The sequence below is a fragment of the Serratia sp. C2(1) genome, from assembly GCF_036352655.1.
Classification (GTDB): domain Bacteria; phylum Pseudomonadota; class Gammaproteobacteria; order Enterobacterales; family Enterobacteriaceae; genus Serratia; species Serratia inhibens.
This window is the reverse complement of record NZ_JAZFBA010000004.1, coordinates 58,224-77,870: the sequence shown is the minus strand read 5'-3', so window position 1 is coordinate 77,870 and position 19,647 is coordinate 58,224. Positions and strand designations below refer to the sequence as shown.

Annotated in this window: 19 protein-coding genes; 7 read left to right on the top strand and 12 right to left on the bottom strand. The window is 51.2% G+C overall.

Annotation, left to right across the window (positions count from 1 at the left end; genetic code table 11):
• The first annotated feature begins 93 nt into the window (after positions 1–93).
• Positions 94–747: a carbonate dehydratase gene (gene can, locus V2S86_RS20145; protein ID WP_330763862.1), complete on the top strand. Its 654-nt coding sequence runs from the start codon at positions 94–96 to the stop codon at positions 745–747.
• Between the two features lie 59 nt (positions 748–806).
• Here the strand turns inward: can and hpt are convergent, their stop codons facing one another.
• The gene (gene hpt / locus V2S86_RS20140; protein ID WP_330763861.1) at positions 807–1,343 is read right to left on the bottom strand and encodes a hypoxanthine phosphoribosyltransferase; all 537 of its coding nucleotides are present in this window, start codon (positions 1,341–1,343) and stop codon (positions 807–809) included.
• An 87-nt stretch (positions 1,344–1,430) separates the two neighbouring features.
• The gene (cueO, locus tag V2S86_RS20135; protein WP_330763860.1) at positions 1,431–3,065 is read right to left on the bottom strand and encodes a multicopper oxidase CueO; all 1,635 of its coding nucleotides are present in this window, start codon (positions 3,063–3,065) and stop codon (positions 1,431–1,433) included.
• 259 nt (positions 3,066–3,324) lie between these two features.
• Between cueO and V2S86_RS20130 the strand changes: the two genes are divergently transcribed.
• The 3 genes from V2S86_RS20130 (at position 3,325) to speD (ending at position 5,468) form a co-directional block, all read left to right on the top strand.
• Entirely contained in the window at positions 3,325–3,672 is a 348-nt protein-coding gene (locus tag V2S86_RS20130) for a YacC family pilotin-like protein (protein WP_006321105.1), read from the top strand.
• A gap of 111 nt (positions 3,673–3,783) precedes the next feature.
• Entirely contained in the window at positions 3,784–4,647 is an 864-nt protein-coding gene (gene speE, locus V2S86_RS20125) for a polyamine aminopropyltransferase (RefSeq protein ID WP_330763859.1), read from the top strand.
• A gap of 26 nt (positions 4,648–4,673) precedes the next feature.
• A complete protein-coding gene (speD, locus tag V2S86_RS20120) occupies positions 4,674–5,468 on the top strand; it encodes an adenosylmethionine decarboxylase (RefSeq protein WP_330763858.1) in 795 nt (264 codons plus the stop codon).
• A gap of 62 nt (positions 5,469–5,530) precedes the next feature.
• Here the strand turns inward: speD and V2S86_RS20115 are convergent, their stop codons facing one another.
• From V2S86_RS20115 to V2S86_RS20070, 10 genes are all read right to left on the bottom strand, one after another.
• On the bottom strand, positions 5,531–6,190 hold the full coding sequence (locus tag V2S86_RS20115) for an O-methyltransferase (protein ID WP_330763857.1): 660 nt from the start codon (positions 6,188–6,190) through the stop codon (positions 5,531–5,533).
• A 50-nt stretch (positions 6,191–6,240) separates the two neighbouring features.
• Complete coding sequence (locus V2S86_RS20110) at positions 6,241–7,557, bottom strand: LLM class flavin-dependent oxidoreductase (protein WP_330763856.1); 1,317 nt, start codon at positions 7,555–7,557, stop codon at positions 6,241–6,243.
• Positions 7,550–8,767, bottom strand: a complete 1,218-nt coding sequence (locus V2S86_RS20105; RefSeq protein WP_330763855.1) for a nucleotidyltransferase family protein — start codon at positions 8,765–8,767, stop codon at positions 7,550–7,552. The genes V2S86_RS20110 and V2S86_RS20105 overlap by 8 nt, the downstream gene beginning before the upstream one ends.
• On the bottom strand, positions 8,754–9,854 hold the full coding sequence (locus tag V2S86_RS20100) for an aminotransferase class I/II-fold pyridoxal phosphate-dependent enzyme (RefSeq protein ID WP_330763854.1): 1,101 nt from the start codon (positions 9,852–9,854) through the stop codon (positions 8,754–8,756). The genes V2S86_RS20105 and V2S86_RS20100 overlap by 14 nt, the downstream gene beginning before the upstream one ends.
• Positions 9,851–10,906, bottom strand: a complete 1,056-nt coding sequence (locus tag V2S86_RS20095) for an alkaline phosphatase family protein (protein WP_330763853.1) — start codon at positions 10,904–10,906, stop codon at positions 9,851–9,853. Before V2S86_RS20095 ends, V2S86_RS20100 begins: the two co-directional genes overlap by 4 nt.
• Positions 10,903–13,053 (bottom strand): FAD/NAD(P)-binding protein, encoded by a 2,151-nt coding sequence (locus V2S86_RS20090; protein WP_330763852.1) that lies wholly within the window; start codon positions 13,051–13,053, stop codon positions 10,903–10,905. The genes V2S86_RS20095 and V2S86_RS20090 overlap by 4 nt, the downstream gene beginning before the upstream one ends.
• Positions 13,054–13,076: 23 nt before the next feature.
• Complete coding sequence (locus tag V2S86_RS20085) at positions 13,077–14,009, bottom strand: putative PEP-binding protein (RefSeq protein WP_330763851.1); 933 nt, start codon at positions 14,007–14,009, stop codon at positions 13,077–13,079.
• A 19-nt stretch (positions 14,010–14,028) separates the two neighbouring features.
• Entirely contained in the window at positions 14,029–14,712 is a 684-nt protein-coding gene (locus V2S86_RS20080) for a dTMP kinase (RefSeq protein WP_330763850.1), read from the bottom strand.
• Between the two features lie 58 nt (positions 14,713–14,770).
• Positions 14,771–16,039: a hypothetical protein gene (locus tag V2S86_RS20075; RefSeq protein WP_330763849.1), complete on the bottom strand. Its 1,269-nt coding sequence runs from the start codon at positions 16,037–16,039 to the stop codon at positions 14,771–14,773.
• A 93-nt stretch (positions 16,040–16,132) separates the two neighbouring features.
• On the bottom strand, positions 16,133–16,342 hold the full coding sequence (locus V2S86_RS20070; RefSeq protein WP_330763848.1) for a hypothetical protein: 210 nt from the start codon (positions 16,340–16,342) through the stop codon (positions 16,133–16,135).
• Positions 16,343–17,169: 827 nt separating this feature from the next.
• Between V2S86_RS20070 and V2S86_RS20065 the strand changes: the two genes are divergently transcribed.
• Genes V2S86_RS20065 through V2S86_RS20055 form a run of 3 tightly spaced genes read left to right on the top strand, consistent with a single transcriptional unit; the run spans position 17,170 to position 19,636 of the window.
• Entirely contained in the window at positions 17,170–18,144 is a 975-nt protein-coding gene (locus tag V2S86_RS20065) for a hypothetical protein (protein ID WP_330763847.1), read from the top strand.
• Positions 18,141–18,467, top strand: a complete 327-nt coding sequence (locus tag V2S86_RS20060; RefSeq protein WP_330763846.1) for a hypothetical protein — start codon at positions 18,141–18,143, stop codon at positions 18,465–18,467. Before V2S86_RS20065 ends, V2S86_RS20060 begins: the two co-directional genes overlap by 4 nt.
• A complete protein-coding gene (locus tag V2S86_RS20055; RefSeq protein ID WP_330763845.1) occupies positions 18,464–19,636 on the top strand; it encodes an MFS transporter in 1,173 nt (390 codons plus the stop codon). Before V2S86_RS20060 ends, V2S86_RS20055 begins: the two co-directional genes overlap by 4 nt.
• Positions 19,637–19,647 lie beyond the last annotated feature (11 nt).

The window sequence follows — 19,647 nt, the reverse complement described above, 5'->3', positions numbered from 1 at the left end:
CGGAAAAAGCGTAACGGTTCCGATATCCAAATTGTGACGCTTGTCCTATATTAGCCCAACGCAATCTGTTTGTTACAGGTCAAAAAACCCTCCATGAAAGAAATCGAAACGCTTATCGCCAACAACAAAGCCTGGTCGGCCAATATCAACCAGGAAGATCCCGACTTTTTTGAACGTTTATCCCAGGCGCAAAAGCCCCGCTTTTTATGGATAGGTTGCTCAGACAGCCGCGTCCCCGCAGAAAGACTGACCGGGTTGGAACCTGGCGAACTCTTTGTCCATCGCAATGTGGCAAACCTGGTGGTTCACACCGATCTTAACTGTCTGTCGGTGGTGCAGTATGCGGTGGATGTGCTGGAAGTTGAACATATCATCATCTGCGGCCATCTGGGTTGCGGCGGTGTTCAAGCTGCGGTCGAGAACCCGGAGCTGGGGCTGATCAACAACTGGCTGCTGCATATCCGCGATCTGTGGTACAAGCACAGTTCACTGCTGGGTGAACTGGATCCGGAACACCGTCTCGACGTACTGTGTGAAATCAACGTGATCGAGCAAGTCTACAACCTGGGCCACTCCACCATCATGCAGTCGGCCTGGAAACGCGGCCAGAAGGTGACGATCCACGGGTGGGTGTACGGGATTCAGGACGGACGCCTGCGCGATCTGGAAGTGGCTGCCACCAGCCGCGAGAGCCTGGAAATGGGGTATCGCAAGGCAATGGCCAAACTGCAGCAGGACAAAGCATAAAAGCTTGGACGTTTATCCTGCTTTAGGTGTGGGCGCGGGCAAAGCCGCGCCCCCGCCGATTACTCGTCCAGCAGCACCACTTTGCCGACGTACGGCAAATGACGATAACGCTGAGCGTAGTCAATACCATAACCCACCACGAACTCGTCCGGGATGGAGAAACCGACGAACTCCACCGGCACGTCCACCTCGCGGCGTTCAGGCTTGTCCAGCAAGGTACAGATCGCCAGAGATTTCGGCCCGCGCAACGCCAAGATTTCGCGCACTTTATTCAGCGTGTTGCCGGAATCAATGATGTCTTCCACGATCAGCACGTCCTTGCCGCGGATATCCTCATCGAGATCCTTGAGGATTTTCACGTCGCGGGTGGTGGACATGCCGCTGCCGTAGCTTGAGGCGGTCATAAAGTCGACTTCGTGCGGCACTTCAATCGTGCGGCACAAATCGGCCATGAACATGAAGGAACCGCGCAGCAGCCCGACCAACACCATATCACTGCCGCTCTCGCGATAATGTTCGGTGATTTGACGGCCAAGTTCGGCGATACGGGTCTTAACTTCCTGCTCGGAAATCATTACGTCTACAGTGTGTTTCATAGGTTTCAGGTCAGTTGCCGGAAGAAGGGCGCAGAGTTTAGCATAGCCTGAAGCCGGTGGCGACGCGAGCGCGCCGCCACTTCTGCTCTAGTCGCTTACGGTAAAGCCCAGCATCATGCCGGTATCCTCATGCTCCAACAGGTGACAATGCGCCATATAGGCATGTTCACTGTTAGCCGGATGATCAAAACGCACCAGCACTTCGCTGCGCCCCCCCTCGACGCGCACCGTGTCTTTCCAGCCACTGCGATGAGCCGCCGGCGGCTTGCCGTTCTCCGACAGGATGCGGAACTGGGTGCCATGAATATGGAACGGGTGCAGCATCATGTCGCCTTCGCCGGAAAGGGTCCATTTCTCGTACTTGCCGCGTTTGGCCTCGAACGCCGGTTTGGTCATATCAAAGGCCTTGCCGTTGATCTTATTGCCGTGGCTGAAGTCGAAAGGCTTGGCATCATGATCCGTGCCTTTCATGTTGCCGTGATCCATACCTTTCATGCTGCCATGATCCATTTCCGGCATATTGCCGTGATCCATGCCGGCCATGTCGCCATCGTTATTGCTCATACCGCCATGATCCATGCTCATCCCGGCCATCGCCTGATGACCATAGCGATCCATCAATGCCTGCATGCCCAGCTTGTCCAACTGCGGGTCCATCATCAGTTGCAGCCAACGCTCCTGAAGCCCGGCCAGCGGTGGCAGTGCCGGCAGTTTCACCAGGCTGTCCGGCATCGTTTTGATGCCCTGCGCCAGCGAAGGCTGAATGCGCAACACCGGCAGCGGTTGGTCGAACGGTGCCAGCGTCATGCCCATCTGTTTGACCGGCAGCGTGACGATGTCGAACGGTTTGCCGTCCGAGGCATCCACCAGCACTTCAAAGCGCTCGCCCATCAGCATCGGCAATTCGGTCAGCTTCACCGGTTCGCCCAGAAAACCGCCGTCACTGGCGATAACGTATAACGGGCGGTTATCGCTGGCCGCCAGGCTTAGCGACCGCGCATTACAGCCGTTGAGAAAACGCAGCCGTAACCAGCCGCGCGGCGCGACGTGCTGCGGATATTGGGTGCCGTTGGTAAACATACGGTCGCCGAACCAGCCAACCGCAGCACTCATCACATCCAGTTGGTATTCAATTTGCGCGTCTTTATCCAACCGTTTGTCCTGCAGGATCACCGGAATATCATCCTGCCCCCAGGTCTTGGGTAGCGGCAGTTTACCGCTCTCGTCGTCTTCCAGCAGCACCAGCCCCGCCAACCCCATCATCACCTGATGGCCGGTTTTGCCGTGGGTATGCGGATGGAACCAACAGGTGGCCGCGGGCTGTTCGACAGTGAAACTCACTCTGCGCGTGCTGCCCGGCTGAATCAGCGCCTGCGGGCCACCATCGACATCGCCGGGAATTTCCAAACCGTGCCAATGGACGGTGCTGGCTTCCGGCAAGCCGTTTTTGATATCGACCGTCACCGGTTTGCCGCGCTGCAGTCGCACCGCAGGCCCCAGCAGCGCCCCATTGATGCCCCAGGTTTGGGTGGTTTTGCCCGGCAGCCAGTTCATTTCACCGGTTTGCAGCGCCAGCGCGATTCTTCCCTGCGCGTCCGGCGTCAACAGTGGCGGGATGGGTAAGGTCGGCAACTCAGCCGCCCACACGCCTCGGCTCCACAGCGGTAAGGTGCTTGCTGCGCCCAGCGCAGCGGTCAGTTTGATAAAATCACGGCGTAACATCGCTGACTCCCTTTTCTCAGTGATATGTATCCTATGGCTTTCAAGTTCCTGCTCGTTCATCCCCAGGTACGGTAGGGGCCCTAATACGGGCGGCTTGAAAGATGACGGGTATGACTTACATGCCAGACAGCCTAAACCCTCCCCTTAGCGGAAGGTCAAGCCTTTGCTGCCGGTTATGTTATCCGCAGGTAATAAAATTTGGTGCCTTTACAGGCAAGTGTGATAACGTCTGCTGACAACAAACAGGTCTATTTTCATGATGAAAAAAACAACGTTATTGGTGCTGTTGCTCGCCATGCTGGGGTTCTCCAACGCCAGTCTGGCGCTGAATGAGTCTGAGGCGGAAGATCTGGCCGATCTGACGGCGGTATTTGTTTACCTGAAAAACGATTGCGGCTACAACGACTTGCCCAACGCGCAAATCAAACGCGCCATCGTTTACTTCGCCCAGCAAAACCGTTGGGATTTGAGCAACTATAATAGCTACAACATGAAGGCATTGGGTGAAGACAGTTATCGCGATCTCAGTGGCATCGCCATCCCTACCCCCAACAAATGCAAATCTCTGGCACGCGACTCACTGAGTCTGCTGGCGTACGCCAACTAATCCCTCCCGCCTTCCGCTACCTCTGTTTGAAATTCAGCCGTGCATCATCAGGCAGAGTTAGCTATGATGTTGCGCCAATTTTTCATGGCCGTTATTACGGAGTTCCCGCACATGACCCAGAAAGAAATTTGGTATGAAACGCTGCATGCCGGCTTCGGCCAGTACTTCTCGGTAGAGAATGTGCTATACCGCGAGAAGACCGAGCATCAGGATTTGGTGATTTTTGAAAACCCGGTGCTGGGGCGCGTGATGGCGCTCGACGGCGTGGTGCAAACCACCGAGCGCGATGAGTTCATCTATCACGAAATGATGACCCACGTTCCGTTGCTGGCACATGGCCAGGCGAAGAAGGTATTGATTATCGGCGGCGGCGACGGCGGCATGCTGCGCGAAGTCAGCCGCCATCGGGGCGTAGAGCAGATCACCATGGTCGAGATCGACGCCGGGGTGGTGGAATTCTGCCGCCAGTACCTGCCGAACCATAATGCCGGTTCCTACGATGACCCGCGCTTCAAGCTGGTGATCGACGACGGCGTCAACTTCGTCAATCAGACCGATGAAAAATTCGATGTGATTATCTCTGACTGCACCGATCCCATCGGCCCCGGCGAAAGCCTGTTCACTTCGGCATTCTACGAAGGCTGCGCACGCTGCCTGAACGAGGGCGGCATTTTTGTCGCGCAGAACGGCGTCTGTTTCCTGCAACAAGACGAAGCGGTCAACAGCCACACCAAATTAAGCCAGTATTTCAACGACGTCAGCTTCTATCAGGCGGCGATCCCAACCTATTACGGCGGCATCATGACCTTCGCCTGGGCGAGCCAAAACCCGGCGCCGCGTCAGCTCGATTTATCCGCCCTGCAACATCGCTTTAATCAAAGCGGCCTAAACTGCCGTTATTACAACCCGGCGATCCACGCGGGCAGCTTTGCCCTGCCACAGTATTTGCTCAACGCACTGAACGTTACACGTTAAGCGAGAAGATAAGGAGGTGAACCAAATTGCAAAAGCTAAAACTGCACGGCTTCAACAACCTGACCAAGAGCCTGAGTTTTTGTATTTACGATATTTGTTACGCCAAAACCGCGGATGACCGCGATGGCTATATCGCCTACATTGACGAGCAATACAATGCCAACCGCCTGACCGAGATCCTGAGTGAGACCTGCTCGATCATTGGCGCCAATATTCTGAACGTCGCACGTCAGGACTATGAGCCTCAGGGTGCCAGCGTCACCATTCTGGTCAGCGAAGAGCCGGTCGACCCGAAAGATGTGGATACGTCGGAGCAGCCTGGCCCCCTGTCGAAGACGGTGGTTGCGCACCTGGACAAGAGCCACATCTGCGTTCATACCTATCCGGAAAGCCACCCAGAAGGCGGGCTGTGCACCTTCCGCGCCGATATTGAAGTGTCGACCTGTGGCGTAATTTCACCGCTGAAAGCGCTGAATTACCTGATCCACCAGTTGGAATCTGACATCGTCACCATGGATTACCGTGTGCGTGGCTTTACACGCGACGTAAATGGCGTGAAGCATTACATCGATCATGAGATCAACTCGATCCAGAACTTTATGTCTGATGACATGAAGGCGCTGTATCATATGATGGACGTCAACGTTTACCAGGAGAACATCTTCCATACCAAGATGCTGCTGAAGGATTTCGATCTGAAGCACTACCTGTTTAACGCCAAGCCGGAAGCCCTGAGCGAGGCCGAGCGTAAAGAGATTACCGATCTGCTGTGGAAGGAGATGCAGGAAATCTATTACGGCCGCAATATTCCGCACGTTTGATAGCCTCCGCTTAGCCCTGTGAATTAAATCAGGGCTATTCCTTCAAACGATTGCCACTTCCGTTACGATTTATCTACCCGCAATAGCGCAAATCCGTCCCAGCCTTTTTCACCCACCGTCTGCAATGCTGTCCCGGTCAGCTCTGGATATTTTTTCACGGCTTCCAACGTCTGACAGATCCCTTCGGCATGTATATCACGCTCCTCACTTATAATCGCGCCACCACGTATCACATTGTCCATGATAATAACGCTGCCGGTCCGGCTTAGCCGAATGGCCCACTGAAGATATATCAGCGCATTCTGTTTGTCGGCATCGATAAAAATCAAGTCGAACGGAGCGTGTTGCTGTAACTCCGGCAGCAAAGCCGCCGCTTCTCCCACCTGGATTGTCACCTTATCCGCCAATCCGGCTCGTGCCACATTTTCACGGGCAATCGCAGCATTGGTCGCTTCTTTCTCCAGCGAAATCAAACTGCCGTCAGGCGGTAACGCCCGTGCCATGAACTGAGTGCTAAACCCCCCCAAGGTTCCAATTTCCAACACTCGCTGTGCGGCGCTGATTTGTACCATCAACATCAGGAACTGCCCTTGCAGCGGTGAAACATCATGTGGCGGCAACCCCTGGGCAGCATTCGCCGCCAGTGTTTGCGTCAAATTGCGATCCTCTTTCAGCAACTGCCGCTTGAGATAATCATCTACTTGCTGCCATGCTTTCTGCATTCTGTCTCTCCCGTTGGTGCGCCGGTAACAGTATAACGCAAAGATAAAAACTAGCCGTTCAGCCCCAAATGGTCGCGCAAAGTGCGCCCTGTATAATGTCGGCGAAACAACCCACGTCGCCGCAATTCTGGCACCACCAGGTTGATGAAGTCTGTCATTCCCCCCGGTAACCAAGGTGCCATAACGTTGAATCCGTCGGTCGCACCAGTCAGGAACCACTGTTCCATTTCATCTGCGATTTGCTGCGGCGTGCCAATCAACTGCCAATGTCCCCGGGCTCCTGCCACATGACGGTACAGTTGTCGGATAGAGTATTTTTCCCGTTCTGCCAATGAGAGCAATAACTCGCGCCGGCTCTGGCTGGCATTACTGATAGGAATCGTCGGTAACGGTCCATCAAGATCGTAGCCGGTAAGATCAACCCCTCCCAATTGAACCTGCAATAATGCTAACCCAACCCGATCGTCAATCAACGCCTGGAGGTGCTCAAACTTATCCTGCGCTTCTTGTTGGCTACGACCAACAAAAGGGAAAACGCCTGTCATGATCAACGGTAAATGGGCTCGACCGACCTGTTGTGCTCTTTGTTTTACATCCTGATAAAACTCTCTGGCCGTTTGCACTTCGTGCTGAGCAGAAAATATGACTTCGCTGGTACGCGCCGCCAGGTTGCGTCCTGCTTCGGATGATCCAGCCTGTACTATTACAGGAGCCCCACCGGGACAAGGCGGCACGTTTAGGGGGCCCTTGACCTGGAAAAAATCACCTTGATGATTCAGTACATGCATTTTGTTTACGTCAAAAAACACACCGCTTTGCTTGTCATAACAGAAGGCGTCACTGTCCCAGCTGCGCCACAACCCCGCCACAACGTCGACAAACTCTTCGGCACGCTGGTAACGAGTGTCATGTTCAGGATGACTGTTCAAGCCAAAATTGTCAGCTTCAAACGGGTTCTGTGACGTCACCAGATTCCAACCGGCGCGCCCCTGGCTAAGATGGCCCAATGACGCGAACTGTCGGGCCAAATTATAAGGATGGTTATAGGTGGTGGTTGCTGAAGCAATCAAGCCGATACGTTCAGTGAGTGCGCTCAGTGCGGAAAGCAATGTCAGTGGCTCAAACTGCCCCACATAACGATGCGCCCCACGACTCAACTCGCCCCAGTCATTCCCTTTTACGGCCAGGCTATCGGCAAGAAAGAGGAAATCAAAAGCTGCACTTTCAGCCATACGGGCAAATTCTGCGCAGTGCTGAAAGTTGATACCCGCATTAGCCTGAACATCGGGGTGTCGCCAGGCTGCAATGTGGTAACCCGTGGGATACCAAAAAGCCCCCAACTTCATCATTCTATTTTGCTCAACCATCCTGATTCTCCTCTAACATCATTCCGGATGGCAATGCCGCCCTTGCCAGATAAGCTTGCAGTTGTTCAACTTCATCATCACTGAACAGGCCACAGATGCCGAGCAGAAACGTCCCAGCGGGGGTGGTTAACATCAGGTATTTTTTGTGGCGCCTTAGGCTAATCGCTTCGCAGCGCGCATCAATCAGCAACGCATTGATCGCCATACCCCGATGCAATGCGAAGTTGATGGCCGATGGTCGATCCAACAGGCTGAGGAAATTTAGCCGCCAGCCTCCCTTTTCACAGGCACGATCTATTGCCTGACGCACACGTTGCTGCCACGACAGGGGTATCGATCTGTCGCTCCCGTGAATATTCTGAGCCAGGCGTTTCAACAATGGGGGTGGGGGTTGCCGATATAGCTGAAACCCCGCCAAGAGTTTGTCCACCTGTGGCAACAACTGCGCTTCAGCAAGCTCATCATAAAGTATTTGTGGATCGATGGTGGCAGCCATAAACAGGCAATGGCCGTCATACAGATCGCGTAACATGCACTCGGGACGTGTCGCCAGCTCCATAAAGAAAACTTTCAGCATCATGCCAATATCCGGCACACATAAAGGCATCCCAGACAACTCCCGTTTCACCGCATGAGGTTCCAGCTCGGCCCAATCAATCAAGTGGCCGTGGTCAACAGCAAATTGCCCGATATGTAACTCCACGCCGCCATCTTCCAGGCCTTGTTCAAAAATAAAACGCGCAACACCGCACCATTCGCCGGTCTCGGGATGCAGATAGAAGCGGGCCATGAAGGGGAGAGAGAACCCGCTAAGGAAGAGTTGCGTGGCAAAGTTGCAGAATGCAGGCAAATCCCGCACGACAATATCCAGATCCTTGGCAAAACGCTCGCTGCACTCCGGGTACAGCAGTTCGTGGCCAAATCCTTTCATCAGCATGGCCTGAGTTTCATTACTGCCAAACTGCAAGGCACGGCAAGCCTCTAGCCAGCTATTGCGTTCACACCGATGCGCGGCCAGGATATCTTCCAAAGGCGGCGTCAATGGCCGAGTGCTGACGCGGTGATAGTAACTCGCCACCAACGGCAGTATTTTGTGCCGCACCGCAGCCTCAAGACATGCCTGCCATTGCTCTTGTGAAAGCCTTTTGCCAAGCTCCACTCCTCGCGAGCGATCAAACAAAAAAATCGCTAATAGATCATCGTTTTCCATTAAGTCCCCCGTCATCTGAACAAGATGTCATGCATTGTCGCAAACGCGCCAATCGCGCTGGCAATAAGGGGATACTCAGCCGTAATAGGGTCGTCATCTCCTCGCCACCTTGCCAACAGAGATGGTTCTTGCCTTTGACACCTCTCGCCTCCAACGCCGAGCCCATTTCAGGAGCCAGAAACAAATAAGGCAACGCACTGCTGGCCGCCAATATGGGCTGGCCCTCAAATAACGCCAAGGCTTGCTGCTTGTGGTGGGCAATTTGCACCCGCAGCTCTGCGGTAGAATCACCTAAAGCCAGAATGTTAGCGGCGATACGCAGTGACAACGAAGCATTGAGCAATGGCGGCAGCGTCTGGCGAACCTTGCCCTGTAACTCGCTGGAGCAAAGGCACAGACCCACGCGCAATCCACCAAGCCCCCATCCCTTCGACACCCCGCGCAGAATGATCAGATTCGGCATCTCACCCAACAAAGTCACCGCACTGTAGGCCGGCGAACAATAATTAGCGTTAGACTCGTCGATCAATAACAGCATGCCGTGTTGTGCCAACACCTGACACAAACCTCTAAGTTTGACGAGATCGCCATAATCATCAACCAGTAACCCCGGCCGCTCAAGAAACAACATATCGGCGCCAACAGCGCACATACCGGCATAAATTTCCTGTTCACTTCCTGCCAACAGCCGGTAGGATTCCCGTCCGTTCTGCCGAAGCCACCAGGGAAAATCCGGATAAACATCCCCGATGATGGCCACGCGCTGCCTTTTCGAAAGATGTGTCAATGCCGCCAACAACGAGATCACTCCCGCGCCACAGGACAAAGAGAAATGGTCATGCGCGAGTGAAAAATAATGTTTTACCGCCGGACGCAGCGTGGTTTCCCCCCAGGGATCGGTGACGGCATAGCGGTATATTTCGGGTAAACCCGTCTTAGCTTCTGTTTGCAGTATCTGCTGGATTACCGTGCTGATGTCAGGCCGAATAAATAACCTTTCATCCTGAGTCCAGGAGAGGTTGAGCCGTGTTGGCGTATCATCCAGCGTGACTATGTCCTGATAGGAATCTATCGCTCTGGTAATCATTGGCACTCCCACACAGCGTAAGGCACTGACATTTCTTGTGCTTGCAGTGATCCATGTTCATAGCGATAGGACGGAGGGGCGATAAAACGCTCCTGTTGCGCAATCACTAACAGGTTACCAATACGCTCCGCCCCTAAAGCGGGAAACAATGATGCTCGTGGAACGACCCAAGCTGCGTCACCCAATGCAGCCGCCAAACGCCGCTGCAGCGCGTCTTCATGTTCTTGCGCGACATAAAACCAGCGAGTGCGTCCCGCCCCGCCCATCACCGCGCCGAACTCGTCGCTAATCCGCGCTATCGACTGCGCAATATCGGGATCGTTGTGTGTCGGTACCAAACCATGGTCGGCATAGGCAATCACATCACACCCCTGATTCACCAAACGCTCAGCCAAAGGCTCTAATCCACGGAGGAATGTCTCTACGCCATCGTCATAACCGTGCAGATGGATATACTGATCAATATCGATAAAACACCATAGCAAGGTCGGGGCTGCGCCGTTTAGCCTCTGCCCGACAGCCTGTTCCAAACGGGCGATCATCTGTGCGGGCCGCGCCAGTGGTAAGCCGGTATAAAAAGGACAGGGATCAATATGTGCGACACCAGAAAGCAATGCGCGCGTCCAGCTACCCTGTATGGGTAGCAGATCACCCGCAATCGCCTGTGGGGTATAGCCATAGAGGTAACAGTCGGTAAACAGATTTTCTGTGGGGGGCGTAATTGCATCGCCCTGATAATCACAGATGTTGATGAATGTTTGCCGAGCAGGATCGGGCCGAAACACCACGCCGGGAACGCCATGCTGACTTATGCCCTGCCCGGTCAGGCTACTCAACCAACAGGTTGCCGAGGTGGAAGGAAATATTGCACGCCATTGTTCCTGATAGGCGTAACGCCAGCAGCGCTGTGCCAGGTCAGCGTAAATGCCGTCGACAGCAAAGATCACCTGATGACGCGGGCGTGCTTGTCGTTGTTGATGCGCCATGCGCTCTGCGATGCGCGATCGGAACTGGCGTAAACTGTCCACACCGTCTTCAACTTGTAGCCTCATACCCACTGAGTCTCCTCTGGCTGCTTTACCTGCTCTTTTAACGTTTGCAGCATCTGCGCCGCCCAACGATGAGCCACATTTAGGGCCGCACTGTTGGTTCCAGGGCGAGCGGCTGCGTTCTGAAAGAAACAGACGCCTTCTGCCGGCGCACCAAGAAATGTCAGACGAGTTTCTACACTAAGATCACATGCACGTGGGTGAAATTCGGCCGTCAGCATCAGTCCCCCCGGTACAAAACTTTCTCCTCCCGGGACACGGTTTTCCCATAGCCGAATCAGCCCTTCACGCAACATCATCGGATACAGCGGACGCTGCTGATGGCGGGCATCGAACGGGTGCAAACGTGCGCAAGCCAGATGGTCTATCTTCAGCCTCTGACCCCGTCCGCGTAATTTGAAACCTCTTTGCGAACACGCAGAGCTGATGCGCATGCCGGCCGGTGCCAAGACAACGCGCCCCTGACGAATCAAGGCCGCCATTTTCTGCATCGCCTCAACCCCAGCGCCATTCGACAAGCGGTTGTAATAAGACATCCACAATGTCGAAAATTCGCGTTGAGACGTTGGCGTTAACCCGCCAAAATCCGTAACAGCAGAGAAAACCGCGCGTAAATCACGCCAAACACCGTCGCAAGCCGCCTTCAATGGATTAAGTCGATTCCCCTGGCTGGCAGCGGCCACATCTCGTTCTAACCAACGCAGTACCTGGCGTCGACGTTGAGACATACTGCGCGTTGGCTGGTCGGTGAAAGGCTCAAAAATTCGCGACCAGTCAAACCTATGCGCAGCCAGATGGATCGAGTGCCCCCATTTCACTTGCCGACGCTGCAAAGAGAAAAGCGCGGGAAGGATCCGTTCTGGTGCCAACTCCTGATCGGTGAGAGTGCGATAAAAAGCCGTGGCCTGGCCAATAAATGCGTTATTACTGTCGTTACCGTTTGCATAAAACGCTTGGAAATCCGCCACCGCCTGGTCAAATAACCGCTGTACCGGCTGCAGTAAAAGATGGATATCCCGCTCACCGTCATGAGGTGCAGGAGACAAAAAGGCCCGGTAGGCCGGTGTCGCCGCTTCAATCAGCCATTGGCTCCACGCCTCACCTAACAACGTGCGGTAATAGACCAAAGCCATTTCCAGTACCACCAGCGGAAATATGTCACGCCGAAAATCAAGTTGTCGCTGAAGAGAACCATCAGGCAAGGTAACCCTGCGTCCGTGATTCTGACGCAGTTGTTCAACAGCAACTTCGCTGAAAAATTCAGCGCGGTGCAAATGTTCCGGCATGACCTTGGCATTAACCGGGCGTGTTGAGTACATTTTGCCACTTGGGCTAAGTGCCACTATCTGAGCTGGCTCGTCGCCACTTTGCAGATAATGCAGAACCCCATCCCCGCCAGAGATAAACCGGCCACCGCGCCCTTCTGTCAGGTACAAACAGACGTCAATCGCCGTTAGCCCCATACCCAGCAGCCCGATTCGGCTCCCGGCCCTCACCTTTTGCAGTGGGAAACATTGTTCAAGTGGATAGGAATAAGGAATATAGCGCCGGTTGCGTCTATAGCGTGCTTCATCCGTCCCGCGCTTTGGCCGACAAGGAGTGTGACCGGTAATGAATAAGATATGGTCGGCCTGCAAACATGCTCGTCCACTGGCAAACCACAGTTTGAAAGCAGCAGCGTGCTTACGTACTCCTGTCACTTCATCATGATGGGCGATAACTTCCACCCCAGGTAATTTATTCAGCAACGCTGCGTAAAGATTAAAATGGTCACGCAGCGCCACACCATGCAGATATCGGTGCGGTACGTCATGCCCGGCAAGATTAAAGCGTTCATCGCCCGTTTGTTTAAAACGTTGTTGGCACCATTGATGAAAGGTCATTCTCAGTGGTAAAGGTAACAACACCGAAGTGGCCAGGACGGATTCATCAGCCGCAAAAGCAATTTGGTCAACACAGCGATTGAGATAACTACAAACAGGCTGTTCATCGCTATGTGCAACGCCTGCGCCAATCCGGCCATGTGACTCAAACACATGAATACTCAATGATCCGGGAAACGGTTCTTTCTGGAGCAAGGCCAATAGGCGCTCGAGAGCATAAACCGATCGTGGGCCCCCACCCACGATCGCCACCACATATTTATTCAACGGGTCTCTCCTGCCAGCGATCGTCAGCTTTGCGTTTTTTTATGCCAATGCAGCCCTTGGATCGTCATCGAGTCGTTATCATTGGCAACGTCGAGCAGAGACTGGGCCCAAAGACGCAGACGCTTGCGGTTATCCCCTTTTTTAAAGTTGAGCATGAAATCCATATCTTTAAAATCTTTGAATTTCTCGCCAAAAAAAGCCGGAAACGAAGAGTAATGCACAGTAATGGCATCCATTCCGCTCTGTTGGGCTATATCGAGAAATTCCGGTTTCATGTAGCCGGCAATACTGATACGACCATGATTCAAGGTCTGACGCAGCGATTTCAACATACCTATCAAAGCCGGATGATTGTGGCGATCGTAACCACTGCCACGGCTGGCACCAATGGTCAGGCTGCTGAGGTCATTCATACCCACAAGAAAATGCTCAATACCAAGTTTTTCGATATCCTGTGCGTGCCAAAACGCCGCCGGGGTTTCCATCATGCAGGAAATTTTATTAGGAAACGCAAAGCGGCGGGCATAGTCCATACCGAACTCTATTTCAGCCATTTCGCAAACATACGGAAAAATGATATGCAGATTGGGGTGTTTCTTCGCCAATTGTGTTACCACATCGAATTCAATTTCGAAGGTATTGGTTAACTCCATGGCTCTTCGCATACCACGTAAACCTATAGTAGGAAATTCTTCCAGTACATATTCGTCATATCCTTCCAGCATATTGATTTCATTTGCGGGTGCATCAATAAAACGGTACCAGACATCTTTATCGGGAAATATTTTTAGCACGTTTTCAATATAGTCAATCATCAGTTGGCGCCCATCAGGCGCCGTAAGATACTTCCCTGCACGGCGGAAAATATATTCACCACGTAACAGCCCGATCGCTGAGACTTCATGATAAATGCGCGGGTCAACCCACTCTCCACTTAGGGAAACTTCAATTTCCATGATATTCGCCTCGTCAAGGTTAGGGATCTTTAGCAAACAAAAAGGTGCCATCAACAGGTTGAGCGGCTAAATAGTTTTCCACCCCGCCACACAATGCCCGGAAGACCTGTTCAGGAGCCTGACGACCATTGACCCGGGTCCAACTTTGTTCGCAAGCATGGCGGGATAAGATGCGATAGACCTTATTCATATGTTCCAGGAAGCGCTCATCACTGCATTCCAACTGGTTGCCACATTCATAAGGGGCATGGGTATCGCCATTCTCACGTCTCCATTTGATAATCGTGTCGGGTTCTACATCCAGAAACAGCGTAAGATCAGGAGGCGGAAATACGCCGGTCAAGTGCGTTAGCCAGGTTTCGCTCAGTCCCAGAGCCATCTCAGTCGCAATGTGTTTTTGCCAACCACCATCAAGCAATACGATTTCATCGGCACGCGGCGGAGTATGGCAAAGCTGGATAGCGAAAAGGTTGAACAGAAAAAGAGCCCTGCTCTCATCACGCATTTCAGGCAAAATTTCATACATTAACGTACGGTAGCTGCAGCCAAAATACCGAGCTTCAGGGTATTGCTCGACTTGCAGGGCATCCCGTTTGGCAAGCGTGCGCACCGGCAGCCCCGTGGTTTCTTCCAACCAAGGGATTAGCCATTTCAACTGCGTTGATTTTCCTGCCCCATCACAGCCAAGAAGATTGATCAGCATGAAAAAACCTGTATAAAGCGATGAAATCCCCTACCGAAATACTGCAGGGCCCGTTGCATTATTCTTCGGTGCGCAATATTTCCTCAGATTGCTCATCAAGGCTTTTCCCTCGCGAATCCTTGAGCATTTTCTGGAATTTATGGCGCAAGGCCAGCGGCACCATTCGCTCGACATAAAATCCCAATTGTTCATCCAACTGGTATTCAACCGGATCCTTCGCAGCCAGTTCCGATAGCCCGCGAGCCATTTGCTCAGGGAACCCCGGATAGCTCGATTGCAAGGTATAAATCACGCTGTAATACAAATTACGTCCCAGCGAGAAACACGGATAACGCGCCTCATAATTATCGAGGGAATATTTAGGGAAACAACCATCGATAATGCGCTTCGGGCACATCCACAGAGGCATCACCAGCGTCATATCGCCAATCTTGCGCGCCGGTGAAGATGCGGGCTTTAAGCCGGTTGAGACTCGGTAGAGGTTTTCGCACAACACATCTTCCAGATTGAGACCGGTACTGATGAAACGGGTGCCCAGTTCACGCGCGTAACCGGTCAACGACAGACGAATCAACAACGTCCCCAAAAACTCGAAGTCGTCACCCTGGAAAGTGCGTTCAAAACGATCTATCAAACTTTCACCGTCGGCAGGGATACCGAGCAGGGATTTAACCTCATCTTCCTTGATAATTTTCAAATCCAACTGATAGTTACGGCACAATTCCTCTGCTCGCGGCACGCCTTTATCCCAATCAGGGATACCCATAATGATCACGGGGTGCACATTGACGTAATCGCGTATAAGGCTCAACCCATGCAACAGCGAATTACTGTCGCCACCACCGCTGACACCCACGACCAGATCGGCCCCCTGAGGCAAATGCTGTTTGATGGTTTCAGCGACACGCGCGGCAATAATGTCGCGGCATTCTTCTGGTGAAAGTTTTTTCAGGTAGGATTGTGCACTCGCATCGGCATTTTTCAGATCCTGATAAATATACTCCGTTGATTCCGAATCCTGATCTGCACTTTTGACTACCTGGAATTTTTCTGGCGAGAACTTGAACGGGTTCACATTGCGATTAAAGTAGAGAAAAAGCTGGTCGGCATCAAATTCCGCCATGGTTTTTTCCAACCCAGAACACAAAGACACAGCTTCTTCACCGTCGCGGCGCTGATAAATAGATACCGCAGACCAAGGCACGTTGTTTCTGCCTAACACATCAATCAGGCGCTCATCTGGGCGGCTGGAAAGCAACTGTCGGCCATGCGCCGTCACTACGGAAATTTCAGGTCCAACAGAATTTAACGTCGACTTTGCAGACATAACTTCACCTTAGGATTCATCCTGATTTTTATATATATGAGATGCACCATTCACTGAGATAAGGCCACATGCACTATGTGGCCCAAAAATAGATTATTGCGCGCCTGTTTCGCAGCTTGCACCGCAAATGGTTTCGATACCATGACGTGAGGCGGGAATGAATGCACGTTCAGCGCGCATTGATTCCAGTTCACTGACTGAGATATCAGAATATTTTACGTCAGCGCCATTACTGATGAGATTAACGGCTTCGTTCTTCAGATTAAAATTACTGCTCGGGTTTTGTTTAAGTGCGTTATTCATAATTACGTCCTCAATAATAATTGATATTCGGAAGTATATTACATGTGCAAAACTCAAATAAAACGAACATGCAACCAAGCCAGTTTTGAAGCACTTGCCATTTTTGTCAAATTAGCCAATTTCAATGTACTCCTGCACGATAAAACCTCCACCAAGGAATTAATGTTTTGTTCTACAAAGAAAAAACAGAACCACAGCGCGAGTAAAAAAGATAAAAATCATTAATTTCAAAAAGATAACAACAACACAAAAAAACCATGACGTAAACATGGTCAACTCATTGAATGCAAAGCCATTAGAACGTTTGCCCACACCGACCACTTATAACCAAATGGATTTATTAAATCAAAAACAAGCAGATAAAATTATAAAAATGATTAGAAAAACGTTATGATCAAAGAAAGAATAGTTTCAAAGTTAAATTATTTTACTATTTTCATATCTTTGTAATTCGTTAAAAAAAACAAATAACCATATAAATCAAAGCAATAAAAAACAACAAAAGACACAACACTGTGTTTTTCATTAACTTTAACACTTAAGCAATCGGCAACAATCTAGCAACTTTTCATTGACACGAACTGACGCTGTGCTAAGACTTTATTCGTTGCCAATTTTCGCTATGACAGATTGCGCAGCATTCCGGAAAACGTTAATCACTTTTAATGGAGAAATTAACATGAAAGCGAAAAAACTGAAGAAAGTACGTCGTATCAGCGTTGTTCTGTAATATTTAACAACGCTCAATGGTGCAGACTGTTGCACCATTGAGCGTTATCATCCATGCAGCACTGAACTTAAACTCTGACTCTATTAAGGTATTTCCAATGATTTCTTTACCTGACTACGTTCATATTAAAGAAAATGGGAAGGATCGTACTCTTCAGTTGTCAGTTTTTTTACAAACGCATGAAATCACTTTCGACGATGATGAAAAATATCGCAATGCATTAGAGAAAATTAAAGAATTAGCAAAGGGGAATATCCTCCCGTCTCAGGCCCTCAGCCAAGAGGATACTCAGTTCTATGAGTATCTGCTCGAAAACCATCTGGCGTATGAATCTCAGGTACAAGATCCCGCGATCAGTGAACAAGGCTGTTCTGGCGTTGCGTTCTACAACCGGTTGTACAACCTGGTCAATAACCAATGGGCGCTTGAGCGAGGTGAAACAACGCTGGCGCAAGCTATGCTTGAACCGGAAAAATACCGCATACTTCTGCTCGGTTGGACACTGGAGTATTTCCACGTAACCCGGTTAGCGGTTTCATCATTGGTAGGCATTCTTGCCGATCAACTACCAGCAGCCTTGCAGACCTTGGCTCAGGAGTTTGTGAAGGAAGAACTGTTCCACGAACGCATTATGGCCAAGGCGTTCAACGATACTCCCTGGCGAGAAGAGCAACTGTATGCCTCAACCCCGTTGCCTTCAACATTGGCTTATATGGATCTTCTGAAAGACATGGCGCTCCGCAGGCCGCATTCATTTTTTGCCAGCCTGTTTTTCTATGAAGGTGACGACGACGACCTGATGGAATTCTCCGAACGTATTCCAGACACGCCGGAGTTTCACAAAATCCGCGATAGCCACCTCAGCCATGCGCGCATTAATGTGCAGGGAGAACATGCAGATTTCACCAAGCGCTATTTCGAGCTGATCCCTCTATTATCAAATCAGCAACAACAAGAAATTATTGACGATATGGCCTACCTCAATTTCCTTTATTACGACCTGCAAGATGAAATCGTTGCCTGCTATCAACACGAAAACGATTTGGAGAGCCGCCTATGTGCCAATCAATGATGTTTAAACTGGTCAGCTTGGGTGTCGCTATGAGTGGTGAACCTTTGATTGATCTGCGCAACTTTTGGAAAAAAATGACGCTGCAGGAAGGGATCAATGATGAATTGAGCCATGCACAACGCGCATTGGTCATTCGCGGCCGAATTCTGATGCTGGAAGGACAGGAGCGGTTTTTTTCTTTTCTACAATCTTGTAGTAAACATTTACCCGCCACGCAGTCAACAAAGGAGTTGGACAAGCTTCTCAGTGCTACCCCGTTGCCCATCTATTTGGAGGATCAAACATTTATCCGACATTTTTACCGGATGGATCCTGCTCTATGAATCTACTTTTACTGATTACCGCTCTCAAAGCCATCTCTGAGAAAATTATCTATTTCGTCCTGCCGCTGTGGGCTTTCCAATTGACGCAGTCGAACGACCTGATGAGCCATGTACGGCTATTCGAATACCTTCCTTTTCTGGTTCTGGGCTTTGTCATCGGTACTCTGGTCGACCGTATAGGCAGCCGAAAAGGGTTTATCGGGGGTACTGTCGGGCAAATAGCGGTAGTCATACTACTGGCGTGGAACGGCGTCCATTCGCAACATCTATTATTCTTGTTGGTATTCATGCTCATGGGCATGACTTACTTTGCCAACAACGCCTTGATCGTCCAGTCAAAAGTGGCTTTACCGGAAAACCGATTAATCACCTATAACAAGTACAATAATATGGTGACGAATGTTTTTGACAGCGCGGGCCCCGCCATTATCGGCGGAATTCTGTTGCTTCTCACTTATACCCAGACACTAAGTCTTTCCTATATGTTGTTGTTTATTGCGCTACTGTTGAGTTTATTCAGCTTTCGACGCACGCCCCCCGCGGAAAGTAAGCCCTTTATTCCCGATATCATTTATGGGTTCAAGGCGTTGTACCGGCTACGTAACTTATGGATACTTTCCTGGTGGACATCCTTTGCCAATGCCATTGTCGTCGTTTCTGAAATCGCCGTGATGTATTACGCCAAGTCCCAGCTCAATCTTTCCGATTTTCAAGTCGGCCTGTTGTTTGCCGCAGGTGGCATCGGAGCAATCATCGGCTCCTGGTGCTCCGATCGCGTTGAGAAACGCTTCGGCGTAATCCAGGTGCTGGTCTATTCCATCCCCCTCGTCGGGCTTACCTACATACTGATCAGTATTCATATCAATACTGTAACGCTGGGGATACTGCTGTTTTGTGAATCTTTTCTGTTCTCCATCTATATCGTCTGCGTTCGCACTTATCGATTGGTGATAGCTCCAGCGAAGGACCTGGGGAAAATCAATGGGATAACCGGCAGTATTTTCAAAATGTTCATTCCCTTTTCTCTGGCCGCTTATGGCGCCTGGGGTAGCTCCATCTCCACCAACGAAGTGCTGCGCATCATGGGCGGACTGTTCCTGATAGGTTCCATCATACTGTCTGCATCCAATATGCTGAAAATGAAAGAAAAACTTTCCGACAATTACTGAAATTGAGAGCA